The organism is Candidatus Polarisedimenticolaceae bacterium (assembly GCA_036376135.1).
In the GTDB taxonomy this organism is placed as follows: domain Bacteria; phylum Acidobacteriota; class Polarisedimenticolia; order Polarisedimenticolales; family DASRJG01; genus DASVAW01.
Genome location: DASVAW010000164.1, coordinates 1 through 12,264 on the forward strand (window position 1 = coordinate 1; position 12,264 = coordinate 12,264).

At 70.0% G+C, this 12,264-nt stretch carries 11 protein-coding genes; 4 read left to right on the plus strand and 7 right to left on the minus strand.

Annotated features, from left to right (window positions below):
* The first annotated feature begins 368 nt into the window (after nucleotides 1-368).
* Nucleotides 369-776, plus strand: a complete 408-nt coding sequence (locus VF139_17510; GenBank protein HEX6853197.1) for a hypothetical protein — start codon at nucleotides 369-371, stop codon at nucleotides 774-776.
* A 58-nt stretch (nucleotides 777-834) separates the two neighbouring features.
* On the opposite strand, the gene VF139_17515 is transcribed toward VF139_17510, so the two are convergent.
* Complete coding sequence (locus VF139_17515; GenBank protein HEX6853198.1) at nucleotides 835-2,058, minus strand: DUF6600 domain-containing protein; 1,224 nt, start codon at nucleotides 2,056-2,058, stop codon at nucleotides 835-837.
* A 247-nt stretch (nucleotides 2,059-2,305) separates the two neighbouring features.
* Between VF139_17515 and VF139_17520 the strand changes: the two genes are divergently transcribed.
* Entirely contained in the window at nucleotides 2,306-3,004 is a 699-nt protein-coding gene (locus VF139_17520; protein HEX6853199.1) for a carboxypeptidase-like regulatory domain-containing protein, read from the plus strand.
* Nucleotides 3,005-3,029: 25 nt separating this feature from the next.
* On the plus strand, nucleotides 3,030-4,358 hold the full coding sequence (locus VF139_17525) for a M48 family metallopeptidase (protein ID HEX6853200.1): 1,329 nt from the start codon (nucleotides 3,030-3,032) through the stop codon (nucleotides 4,356-4,358).
* Nucleotides 4,359-4,383: 25 nt separating this feature from the next.
* Here the strand turns inward: VF139_17525 and VF139_17530 are convergent, their stop codons facing one another.
* Nucleotides 4,384-5,577, minus strand: a complete 1,194-nt coding sequence (locus VF139_17530) for a VWA domain-containing protein (GenBank protein HEX6853201.1) — start codon at nucleotides 5,575-5,577, stop codon at nucleotides 4,384-4,386.
* Complete coding sequence (locus tag VF139_17535; GenBank protein ID HEX6853202.1) at nucleotides 5,574-7,091, minus strand: tetratricopeptide repeat protein; 1,518 nt, start codon at nucleotides 7,089-7,091, stop codon at nucleotides 5,574-5,576. Before VF139_17535 ends, VF139_17530 begins: the two co-directional genes overlap by 4 nt.
* An 80-nt stretch (nucleotides 7,092-7,171) precedes the next feature.
* Between VF139_17535 and VF139_17540 the strand changes: the two genes are divergently transcribed.
* Nucleotides 7,172-7,876, plus strand: a complete 705-nt coding sequence (locus VF139_17540) for a hypothetical protein (GenBank protein HEX6853203.1) — start codon at nucleotides 7,172-7,174, stop codon at nucleotides 7,874-7,876.
* 22 nt (nucleotides 7,877-7,898) lie between these two features.
* Here the strand turns inward: VF139_17540 and VF139_17545 are convergent, their stop codons facing one another.
* From VF139_17545 to VF139_17560, 4 genes are read right to left on the minus strand one after another with little or no spacing between them, the layout of a single operon-like run.
* Nucleotides 7,899-8,615: an ABC transporter ATP-binding protein gene (locus VF139_17545; GenBank protein ID HEX6853204.1), complete on the minus strand. Its 717-nt coding sequence runs from the start codon at nucleotides 8,613-8,615 to the stop codon at nucleotides 7,899-7,901.
* Nucleotides 8,616-8,623: 8 nt separating this feature from the next.
* Nucleotides 8,624-9,877 (minus strand): ABC transporter permease, encoded by a 1,254-nt coding sequence (locus VF139_17550; GenBank protein HEX6853205.1) that lies wholly within the window; start codon nucleotides 9,875-9,877, stop codon nucleotides 8,624-8,626.
* An 8-nt stretch (nucleotides 9,878-9,885) separates the two neighbouring features.
* The gene (locus VF139_17555; protein ID HEX6853206.1) at nucleotides 9,886-11,115 is read right to left on the minus strand and encodes an ABC transporter permease; all 1,230 of its coding nucleotides are present in this window, start codon (nucleotides 11,113-11,115) and stop codon (nucleotides 9,886-9,888) included.
* A gap of 4 nt (nucleotides 11,116-11,119) precedes the next feature.
* Nucleotides 11,120-12,226: an efflux RND transporter periplasmic adaptor subunit gene (locus VF139_17560; GenBank protein HEX6853207.1), complete on the minus strand. Its 1,107-nt coding sequence runs from the start codon at nucleotides 12,224-12,226 to the stop codon at nucleotides 11,120-11,122.
* Nucleotides 12,227-12,264: the final 38 nt, after the last annotated feature.

Sequence of the window (12,264 nt, forward strand, 5' to 3'; positions counted from 1 at the left end):
GATCGCGATGGTGGCGAACGCGAGCGTGCGAGGAACGAGGCGTGTCCAGATCGATCTCATCGGGGCCTCCTTTCGGAAAGTCGAAGAGACCCTCCCCCATGGAGCAAGCCCCGTTCCGGCCGAGCCCCGCATCGTGACGAACGGCATTCCGACGTTTCGCGGGCGAGTGTGTAGAACTTGCCGGGCAGGTCCGGCGAAGTGCGCATGCTGCTTCCGTTCGAGCTTCGCCCGCGCGAAGTCTCTCGACGACGCATCGACTCGGCGCGTTTCGCACCGAAGCGTCGCGTGATGCAACGAGTTTCGGGCTCAAAGCGCCCGATCTTCGGGCACACGCGTTGCTGGGTCCGTCCTCATGAGGAGGAGGCCCCATGAAACGAATCGCGTTCTGTGTGCTGGTATCGACGTCCGCCTTCGCTCAGATCAGCGACTGCGATCCGACCACCCTGCCGCCGGGAACGCCGCGCCTGATGGTGGAGGCCAAGCGCGTGCATTGGAGCGAGATCCCGTGCGCGATCGTCTACGACCTCGTCGCCGGCGACCTGCGCCTGCTGACACGTTCGGGCGGGGACTACGCGCTTGCGACGAAGGGGTGCGTCGCGAACGACGCGCCGCCGCCGGGGCTCGAGTTCCTGCAGACCCCCGAGCCGGGGGCGGGGTTCTGGTTGTTGGTTCGGGGAGTGGGGCCGGCGGGACCGGGGACGTACAACACCGCCGTGCCGACCCAGGTGGGCGATCGGGACATCGGCATTTCGGCGTCGCCGAATCCGTGTCCCTGACGTAGACGGCCCCGCCCGGGCGTTGCGTCCCGGACGGGGCCTAGGGGGTGGACGCTACCTAGCGTCCCTTCCCATCCTTCTTCTCGCCTTGCTTCTCGTCCTGCGGCTCGCTGTCACCCTTCCTTTTCTTCTTCTTTTCTTCGCGGGCCTTGGCTTTCGTCTCGGCCTCCTGCCGGGCCTGCGCACGCTCCTGCTTCTGGACTTCGGCCTTGCGCTGGGTCTGTTGCTGAGCCCGTTCCTGCGCCTTCGCGCGCTCCTGCTTCTGCGTCTCGGCCCGCTGCTCGGCCTTCATGCGCTCCTGCGCCTGCTGCTGCTGCCGCGCCATCGCCTCACGGTCGGCGCCGCCGCGTTGTTCCATCCGGTTGTTGCGCTGGGCGTCCAGCTCGGTCGTCCTGCGCCCGCGGGAGCTCTCGATGCGGGCCTCGTCTCGCGTGGCGGATTGTCGGGACGGCGACGGCGCCTGCGCCTTTTCGTCCCGGCGACGGTCCTGCTTGCCGCCCCGCTTGACGTCCGGAATCGGCTCGTCCTTCGGCACGGGTTGCGCCGCGCGAAGGGCGCGTTCGCCTTTCTCGCGGACCCGGAGGTCGGCGCGGCTGAACCGTGCGGCCGGGGCGACCCGGCTCACCTGCTCGATCGAGCGGACGTCGACCTTCCTTCCGGTCGCGCGTTCGACGGCTCGCACGTCCGGACCGCGGTTCACGACGACGTCGTTGTCGATCGTGATGTTGTTGACGATCGTGGTGTTGCGGATGACGGTGCGGGTGGTCTCGATCGGGACCACGCGCGTGCGCACGCGAGGCGTCAGGAAGTCGCCCGCGCCGACGAAGACGAACAGGTTCGGGTCGTCTCCGACGTTGAACGACGCGCCGATCGAGAACGTCGGCGGGACGGGAGCCCAGCCGATGTAGTCGGGTCCGGTGCGGAACACGACCCACGAGGGCGCCCAGGTGTAGCCCGGGATCCACACCCAGCCGTGGCCGGGGTCGAGGACCCAGGTGCCGTAGTGATAGGGGACGGCGCCCCACGAGTAGTCGGAGACCCACACCCAGCCGACGTCACTGCACTCCCAGTGGCCGTCGTAGTACGGGTTCCAGCCGCGCGTGTAGACCTCGGGCTGCCAGACCCGGCCGTATTGCGCCGAGACGAGCCATCGGCCGTGCGGCTCGAGGTTCGAGTAGAAGAAGCCGAACGAGACGTCCACGTCCGCCTTCGTCGGCGTCGGGGCCGCGAACGTGACGAGGATCGCGGCGAGCATCAAGGCGATCGATCGGGCGGTCTTCATGCACCACCTCACTTTCGCCCCCTCGTGTGGGTCCTCCCGGTCCCCACGATGAAATGGCAAGGGGTGTGCCGATCGGGGAAAGCCCGCGATCGCGGGAATTCTCGGGATGAGACGGTGTCGAAATGGCCTCGGCCCACGGTTGCGGGGCACTTGCGTTGCGATTCGCCGCGTGACCCTGACCGCCCCCGGGCGCGTTTACGCCGAGCCGGTCCGGCGGTAGGCTGTTTCCCGACCGCAAGGAGCGCACGTGACGTTCGTCCCCGTCCTGGCCTTCGCACTGGTGCTCGCCCAGACCGCTCCGGCCCCCGCTCCGGCGGGGGCGCAGCTTCACGGCACCGCGTTTCTCGCCCGCAACGCGCCCGCGGTGGGGGCGGTCGTCGTGCTCGACCCGGTCGATCCCGCCGGGCTCGTCCGGATGACGACCATCGACACCCGGGGCTCGTACCGCTTCGACGGGATCGCGAACGGCGTCTACCGCCTGAGCTTCCGTAGGGACGGCCTCAGGACGGTGGTCCGGGAGGGGCTCGAGCTCAAGGGGCCCTTCCGGACCGTCCTCGAGGTCACGATGGAGCCCGGGGACGACGCCGTCCCCGCGCCCGTCGCCGGTCCCGACGCGTCGGGAGGTCCGTTCCGGCTCGAGGGGCGGATCGTCACGCGCCAGGGCGGGTCGGCGGGGGAAGTCCGCATTCGGCTCACGCGCGAGGACGGGGCGGGGGACCCCAAGACGACGGTCACGGCACCCGACGGGACGTTCTCCATCGACGGCGTCGCGGCGGGGCGCTGGCGCGCGACGGTCGCCGGAGCGGGGTTCCTTCCCATCCGCGCGGCGTTGATGGTGTCGCGCGACCGCCGCGTGGAGGCGTCGCTCGTCCCGCAGCCCGCGAGCTTCGAGGCGGCCCCGGAAGACCTGATGCCGGTGGAGGAGCCGATCCCGCCGCGGCGTTGATCGGCGCTCCCCGCGAGGAGCGATGATGGCGATCGAGTGGGACGACGTCCGCTACCGGGGCGACGCCGCCGACGTGAAGGAGATGTTCGAGACGTATCGCGTCGAGGATTATCTCGACGCGTTCGAGGAGAACGTCCGGCAACACGACCTCGGCCTGCGCGAGCAGCTCCTCACGAACGGGATCCGGCTGACGCAGCCGCTGTCGCCGAGGATCTTCGCGCTGATCGAGAGCGTGAGCGCCCGGCTCGAGATCGAGGCGAAGGCGGAGGTCTTCTGCGTTCCCAGCGGCGACGTCAACGCCTTCGCCGCGATCGACGTGCGCAAGGGCGGGACGAACTACCTCGTCGGCGTCACCTCGGCGGCGCTCGAGCGACTGACCGATCCCGAGCTCGCGTCGATCCTCGGCCACGAGATGGGGCATTTCCTCTTCGGGAACAACCGGCTCCAGGGGCTGATCTCCACCGACCGCAACAACCCGTCGGCGACGGTGCTCCCGGCGCTGGGCGAGAGCCTGTTCCTGCGCTGGCGCAAGAAGGCGGAGATCAGCGCCGATCGCGCCGGCCTTCTCGCCTGCGGGGACTTCGAGGCGTCGGCGAGGGCGCTCCTCAAGGCGACCTTCGGCCTCTCCGAGCGCAACCTGAACCTCGACATCACGGCGCTGCTGGCCCAGGTCGACGAGGTGAAGGGGCATCCGGAGCTCATGGAGGCGACGTTCGCCAGCCACCCGCTCCTCCCGATCCGTCTCAAGGCGCTCGAGCTGTTCTCGCGCTCGGAGAAGGCGGCGCGCAACGGGTTCGCCTCCGGGCGCCCGGGGCGCAGGCTCTCCGACGACGCCCTCGAGGACGCGGTCGACGAGCTCGTGCTCCTGACGCGGCGGTATCCGTACGAGGACCTGCACAAGGCGGTGATGCAGGTCGTCGCGCTCGGCGGGGCGCTCCTGCTCAGCGCCGACGGCGACGTCTCGGACGAGGAGGTCAAGATCCTCGTCCAGATCCTCCACCGCTGGTTCACCGACGAGCCCGAGGCGGAGATCGTCACCGACCGGAAGAAGATCCTCGAGTTGCTCCCGGCGGCGGCGGCGAAGGTGAAGAAGGACGGGGACGAAGGGGACAAGATGTTCGTGCTCACGCGGCTCGCCGAGGTCGCCCTCGCCGACGGCGCGCTCGTGGAGAGCGAGAGCGCGGTCGTGCACGAGGTGGCGGAGCGGATCGGCGTCCCGGCGAAGAGCGCCTCGTCGGTGCTCATCGCCGCCGCGCAGGCGGTGGGCTTCCGTTCGGACGTGAAGCTGAACCGGCTCTCGGAGCGGCTGCGGCGTTCGCTGCAGACGGGGTTTCGCGGCGCGACGCGCAGCTAGCTCGGCCGGCGGAACGACGGGTTCCTCACTTCTTCGACTTCTTCGCGTCCTGCGCCTGCTTCACCGTCTCCCCCGTCCGGACCGCGAAATACCCGCGTTTCGCGCGCACCTCGACGTCGGGGACGGTCGAACGGACCTCGATCTTGACCCAGCGGCCGTCGTACTCCTTCAGCGAGGACTGATAGCTGATGTAGTACTGCGCGCGGAGCTCGTCGGCGATCGCCTTGTAGGCGGCGGCGAGCTCTTTGGCCTTGTCCGCGAAGAAGGCGCGGCCGCCCGTCGCGTCGCAGAACTCCTTGAGCGCCCCCTTGCGGACCGACGGGCCCAGGCCGATCGCGTAGATGAGGACGTCCTGGGTCTTGGCTTCCTCGAGGACGCGGTGGAAGGGGAACTGGCTGCTCGTGTCGTCGCCGTCGGTGAGCAGCACGATCGCCTTGCGCCCGTCGATGCCGCGCAGCTTCCGGAACGCGGCGTGCAGCGCGTCGTAGATCGCGGTGTCGCCGATCGCCTCGGTGCTCGAGGCCGCGTCCTTCAGCGCGGCCTTGTCGGAGGTGAGATCCTGGATCAGGAAGACCTTGTCGTCGAAATCGATGACGAGGGCCCGGTCGTCGTCCTTGAGCTGGTCGATGAAGCCGAGCGCCCCCTCGTGGACGTCGTCGAGCGCGTCCCGGATGGAGCCGGAGCTGTCGAGCAGCAGGGCCAGCGTGATCGGGCGGTCCTCCGGGTAGAAGTCGAGGATCGTCTGCTCCTCGCCGTCCTCGAGCACCCGGAACTGCTCCCGCTTCAGCCCCGCGATCGGCTGCTTCCCCTTCGTCTCGGCCGTCGCCCAGAGCAGGACGCGGTTCACCTCCTCGATCTGGAGCCCGACGACCTTCCGGGTGACGATCGTGTCGGAGACGGAGAGCCCTTCCCTGTGCCACGCCGTCGCGCGGATCACGTACGAGCGGGTCTCGGGGCCGAAGTCGAAGACGAACTCGAACGGCGCGGCGCGGTCCACGAAGACGACCTTGTCGCCGACCGCGAACTCGACGCGGTCGAGGTCGTCGGGGGACTCGATCTTCACCTCGGCGGCGATCTTGGCCTTCCCGAGGACGAATTCGTCGTTCCGGGGCTCGGTGATCGCGATCGAGAAACCGCGACGCGTGGGTTTCGGCTGGGCGAGCGCGGGGAGCGAGCCGACGAGGGCGGCGACCGCGAGCAGCGCGATCGCGCGCCTCATGGGCGGCCCTCCTCGGCGGGCTGGGGGCGCACGACGAAGGGCGGCGGCGGCGGGGCCTGCGGGGCGCGCGAGGGGGCGATCCGGGCGAGCACGCGGCGCACGCGCTCGGCCGTTTCCCCCGAAGCCCCCGATTCGATGTAGCGGACGTAGGCGTCGACCGCTTCCTCGCGTCGGCCGGAGCGGTAGAGGGCGTTGCCGAGGTAGGCCCACGCCCGGTCCGGCGCCCCCGGCAGCACGATCGCCCGGCGGAAGGCCTCGATCGCCGCGGCGTCGTTGCCGAGCAACGCGAGTGCGACGCCGTCGTTGACCTCGGCCACGGGGTCCTGGGACGACCGCGCGAGCACCGCGTAGAGCTCGTGAGCCTCCTGGTAACGTCCGGCGCGGAGGCGGTACCAGGCGAGGCGCTCCGTGTCGGGGCCTTGCGTGCCCGCGCGGGACTCGAGTTCGGCCGCCTCGGCGAAACGCCCGCGCGACGCCTCGAGGGTCGCCGCTTCGCGGAAGTCGACGGCGGTGGCGGTTCCCGCCTCGAGCCTCGCGGTGATCGCGGCGACCCGGTCGCGCTCGGCGACGGTCGCGGCCCGCGTCTCTTCCACGCGGACTCTCGTGCTGGTGTCGGTCCGTTCGTCGGCGAGGATCGCGTCGAGCTCGGCGAGCGCTCCGGCGTAGTCCCCCTCGCGGCGGCGCAGCTCCGCGTTCCCCTCCCGTGCGGGGGGATGGGCGGGGTCGCGCGCGAGTGCCTCGCCGAACGCCTTCGCGGCGTCCCCCGCAAGGCCGAGGTCGAGGAGGATCCTGCCGAGGACCGCGCGGGGGTCGGGATTCCAGGGCTGCAGCTCGATGGCTCGCCTCACGGTGGCGACCGCTTCGTTCTGCAAGCCGAGCCGGGCGTAGGCCAACGCGAGCCGGTTCAGGCCGGGGACGTAGTCGGGGCGGACGGTCACCCCTTCGGCAAGCAGCTTGACCGCTTCCTCGAGACGGCCCCGGCGCAGGTAGAGGTCGCCCAGGCTCACGTAGGCCTCGGGATACCCGCGGTTGGAGGCGATCGCCTTTTCGTAGAAATCGACGGCGGCGGCCTCGTCCGCGCGGGCCTCGGCGAGCCGGCCGAGCCCTTCGTAGGCGGCGGGGAAGTCGGGGCGGAGCTTGAGGGCACGGTGGTAGGCGGCCTCGGCTTCGCCGAGATCGCCGATCTGGAGGTAGGCATCGCCGAACGCCACGTGCGCCTGGAGCTGGCTGGGGTCGAGCTCTAAGGCGACGCGCAGGGCGTCGACCGCCGCGGTGGGGCGCCGGTCGCCGAGGAGCGCCAGGCCGAGGAAGTACCACGCGCGGTAGGAGTTGAGGGCCGTGTTCGTCACCCCGCGGAGGATCTCGACCGCCTTCCCGTATTCGCCGCGGTTCACGAGCGCGGCGCCTTCGCTCAGGCGGCGGAACGATTCCGCGCGGACCTCCACGGCCTTGCCCGCCCGGACGTGCGGGGACAGGAACACGAGGAGGACGGCAAGGGGGAGGATCCGTCGCACGGGCACCTCGTTCAGGAGACGGTGGGGAGTCTAACCCCGGTCAAATCCGGCCGCATCCGAGCGTGTTACCTTCCGACCGCATGGACGCGACTTCGATCGGCCTCCTCGGTGTCGCGGGAGTCGCCGTCGTGCACACCGCGGCGGGCCCCGACCACTGGCTTCCGTTCATCATGCTGGCCCGCGCGCGTGGCTGGAGCCGCGCCCGGACGTTCGCCGTCACCGCGGCCTGCGGGATCGGGCACGTCGCATCGTCGCTGCTCCTGGGGGTGGGAGGCCTCGCCCTCGGGTACGAGATCGCGCACCTGGCCGGCATCGAGGAGATCCGGGGGGACCTCGCGGCGTGGGCGCTGCTGGCCTTCGGCTTGGCCTACACCGTCTGGGGGGTGCGCCGCGGGTTGCGGCGCCGGCACGCGATCGAGGTGCACGCCCACGGGGATCACGTGCACGTGCACCGCCACGCGATCCACCTCCACGCGCACCGGCACGACCACGGATGGAAGCAGCAGCAGACGACCTTCTGGTCGCTCTTCCTGGTCTTCGTCCTCGGCCCCTGCGAGCCGTTGATCCCGCTGTTCATGGTGCCCCTGGGGGAGGGGCGACTGGCGGCCGCGTGGACGATGGCGGCGTTGTTCTCCGTGGTCACGATCGCGACGATGCTCGTGCTCGTGGGCGTCGCGCTGGCCGGCATGCAGCGGCTGCCGGTTCGCGGACTCGAGCGCTGGTCGCACGCCCTCGCCGGAGCGGTCGTCGCGTCCTGCGGCGTCGCGATGTTGTTCGGACTTTAGAACTAAAAGGGGCCTGACCCCTTTATACCGCCCGGCCGTCGCGGATCTCGAGGACACGGCTGGCGCGTCGGGCGAGCGCGGGGTCGTGCGTGATGACGATCACCGTTCGCCCCTGCTTCCACAGGTCCTCGAAGATCCCCATGATGTCCCCTCCCGACGAGGTGTCGAGGTTCCCCGTGGGCTCGTCGGCGAGGAGGATCGAGGGGTTCATCGCGAGGGCGCGTGCGATCGCCACGCGCTGCATCTGACCTCCGGACAGTTCGGTGGGGCGGTGCTCCATGCGCTGACCGAGGCCGACCCGCTCGAGCAGCTCCTTCACGCGCGTGCGCCGCTCGCCCTTCGGAACCCCACCGAACAGCAGCGGCAGCTCGACGTTCTCGTAGGCGGTGATCTGCGGCAGCAGGTTGAACGCCTGGAAGACGAAGCCGACGTGCTGGTTGCGGACGGCGGCGAGCTCGTCCTTGGTCAGACCGCCCACCTCGCGGCCGCGCAGGTTGTAGCTGCCGCCCGACGGGGTGTCCAGGCAGCCGATCAGGTTCATGAGGGTGGATTTCCCGGACCCCGAGGGGCCGACGATCGCCACGAACTCCCCGGCGCCCACGTCGAGATCGACCCCGCGCAGCGCCTCCACCCGGATCGCCCCGGTGTCGTAGACCTTCGTGATGCCGCGCATGCGGATCACGTCGCCGGCATTCGTGGCCGTCGCGGCGGTGGCGGTCGAGGTCGTCGTCTGGTCCATGGGGCACCTCACTCGTAACGAAGGGTCTGGGCCGGGTCGACCGACGCGGCGCGTCGCGCCGGGAAATACGCCGCGAGCAGTCCCACCGCGCCGAGGATCCCGGCCGAGGCGAGGCCCACCGAGAGGGAGAGCGTGGGCTTGCCGAGGAATTGCAGGGCCTCGTTGCCGTCCGTCGGGATCATCCCGAGGATCGCGACGAGGAACGTGGCGCCGACGAGACCGAGCAGCCCCCCGGTCAGCGTGTAGGCGAGCCCCTCGAGCAGGAGCGGAGCGGTGATCCATGCCGGCCGGGCGCCCAGCGCCATCTTCACGCCGATCTCGCGCGTACGCTCCTTCACGGTCGCGTACATGATGTTCGCAACCCCGACGCCGCCGATCGTGAGCGTGAGCCCGCCGATGATCCCGAGGAAGATCTGGATGCCGAGAAGGACGTTGCGCGTGATCCTGCCGCTCTCGACGGTATCCCAGCACCCCAACGCCGGCTCGTCGGCCGGGTCGAACCCGTACCGGGGGCTGAGCAGCTCCCGCACGCGCGTGATCGCCGCCTTCATCTGGTCGGGGTCCCGCGGGCGGATCACGACGTTCGCGAGGCGATCGCGCCCGAACTGCGCGCGGAAGGTCTGGATGGGGATCACGGCGTTCGACGCATCGGGGCCGCCGTACGTCCCCATCTGCATCTTCTTCTGCATCACGCCGATCACCGTGTAGGGGACGTTGTTGACCAGGACCACGTTCCCGACCGGCTCCTCCTTGGCGAAGAGCTGCTCGGCGAGCTCGTTTCCGAGGAAGATCACGCGGCGGCGATGCTCGTCGTCGAGGTCGTTGATGAAGCGTCCCCCCTGGCGGGCGATGTGATTGCGCAGGTCGCCATACTCGCGCGTGGTCCCGGTGACGCGCGCGTTGATCGTCGTGCGCCCCCACGTCAGGCTCGTCTGCCAGCTGCGCATTTCGCCTACGATCCCGTCGAGCTCGGGCATGCGCTCGCGCAGCATCGCGACGTCGTCGATCCGCGGCCGGATGGGCCGCCCCGGAGGAAGCCCCTGCCACCCCTTCGTCGTCTCGCCGGGCCAGAAGACCCCGATTCCCGACCCCATCCCCGCCATGTTGGTCGACATCTGTTTCCGCAGTCCCTCGCCGAAGGCGAGCAGCAGCAGGAGGGCCACGGTGCCCCACGCGATCGCGGCGATCGTGAGGTAGGCGCGCTTGCGCTGGATGCGCGACGAGGTCCAGAACAGCTGGAGGACGACCGAGGAGGAGCTCATGCGCGCCCCTACAGCTTCATCGCGACGACGGGGTCGAGGCTCGCGGCGTCCCGCGCCGGGAACCACCCCGCCAACACGCCGATCAGCCCGAGCAGTCCCGCGGTGACGCCGGCGACGAAGGGGGAGATCGTCGGGGTCCCCACGTACTCGGACAGGCCCAGCGACGGGAAGATCGCGCAGATCGACCAGGAGAGGCCGAGCCCGATCGCGCCGCCGACCGCGGTGAGCAGGAGGGTCTCGACGATGAACTGGGAGAGGATCCAGCGCGAGCGCGCGCCCAGCGCCATCTTGATGCCGATCTCGCGCGTCCGCTCCTCGACGACGACGTTCATGATGTTCGACACGCCGATCCCGCCGACGACGAGGGTCAGCGAGCCGACGATCCCGAGGAACGCCTGGAACGCGAGCATGAAGGTGTCGAGGAACTTCGTCCCCTCGGTCGTGTCCCAGATTCCGATCGCCTCCTTGTCCTTGGGGTCGAAGCGGTGCTTGCCCGCGACGATCTCGAGGACCTGGGTCTTCGCGGCCTCGGTCTTCGCGACGTCCTTCGCGCGGAAGATGAAGTTGTCCACGTACTCGGCGCCGGTCAGGGCGCGGAAGGTGCTTCCGGGGATCCAGGCCTTGTCCTGGTCGCGCCCGCTGTACGACGAGTCCTGCTCCTTCTCGATCATCACGCCGACGACGGTGAACGGCGATCCCTGGACGAGCACGGTTTTTCCGACCGGGTCGGTCTCCCCGAAGATGTTGGTCGCGAGCTTGTCCCCGAGGAAGACGACGCGGCGTTGCTGCTGCTCGTCGAGGTCGTTGATCCAGCGGCCCCCGGAGCGGGGGATGACGTTGCGCATCTCGCCGTAGACGGGGACGACGCCGGAGACGTCGGCGGGAACCGTCTTGGACCCGAAGGTCATCTTCAGGGTGTTCATGTATTCGCCGCTGATTCCGCCGACGAGATCGGCCCGGGCGGCGACGAGCTGCATGTCCTCCTCGGCGAGACGGATGCGCCGGCCGCGGCCGAGGCCCTCGAACGGGATCGAGGTGCGCGAGGGCCAGGCGATGCAGATCGCGTCGCCCAGCCCGTTCTGCGCCTTGATCAGCTGCTTGTGCAGCCCCTGCCCGAAGGCCAGGAGCAGGCTCACCGCCACGGTGCCCCAGACGATCCCGAAGGTCGTCAGGAACGTGCGCAGCTTCTGGCTGCGCAGGTCCCGCGCGAGCTGCTTCAGGCCGACCCCGATGCCCACGGCGCTACCCCTTGATCTCTCGCGGGGGCCGCTCGATGACGCGATCGCCCGCCTTCAGCCCCTCGACCACCTCGACGTTGAGGCCGTCGGAGAGGCCGGTCTTGATCTCGACCTTGCGCGGCTCGTCCTTGGGGCCCGCCCCCGGGAGCTCGACGAACGCCTTCTTGCCCGCGTCCTCGAAGGTCACGAGGCGCTCGGCGACGAGGACGATGTCCTTCTTCTCCCGGATCACGACGTCGGCGTTGGCGGAGTACCCGGCGCGCAGCACGGCGTGCTGGCCCGGGTCGAGCTCGATCTCGACCTCGAAGAGCTTGGAGTTGTCGCGCTCGATCGCCTGCGGGGCGATCCGCGTCACGATCCCGGTGACGGCGGCGTCGGGGAGGGCGCCGATCTTGAGACGGGCGGGGAGGCCGACCTGGAGCTTGCCGACGTCGATCTCGTCCACGGTCCCCTTGAAGATGAGGTCGCCCATCGGCGCGATCGTCGCGAGCTCGGTCCCCGCCTGGTACGAGGTCAGCGGCACGACCGGATCGCCGGGGTTCACCGCCCGCGACAACACGGTCCCGCCCGCGGGCGCGCGGACGACCGACTCCATCTGGTTCGAACCGCTGGTGATCCGCCCCTTCTTGACGAGGTCGAGGTTGTCCTGCGCCTGCGCCACCGAGATCCGGGTCCGCTCGAAGGACTCGCGCCTCGCATCGAGGTCGCCGCGGGGGACGATCCCCGACGCTCCCAGCTCGTTGGCGCGGCGGAAATCCGCCTCGGCCCGCTCGAAGGCGGCCTGCGCGAGCTCGAGGGTCCGCTGCGCCTCGACGACTTCCTGGGGGGTGGGGTCGGGGACGATCTCGAAGAGGATCTGTCCCGCTTGGACGGTGTCGCCGACGTCCACGGCGGCCTTGCGGACGATGCCGGAGATCTTGGACTTCACCTGGAACTTGAGCCGGGGCTCGATCTTGCCGACCGCCACCGCCTTCTCGGTGATGGAGCCGGTCACGACCTCCACGGTCTTGATCCCGGGACCCGCGTCGCGCCCCGAAAGCCAGGCGTAAGCTCCCAGCGCGGCCGCCGCGACGACGGCGAGGATGAGGACTCCTCGGATGACCTTCTTCATGGGTGCCTCCCGGAACGGCGGGCGCCGCCCTCCGCCTG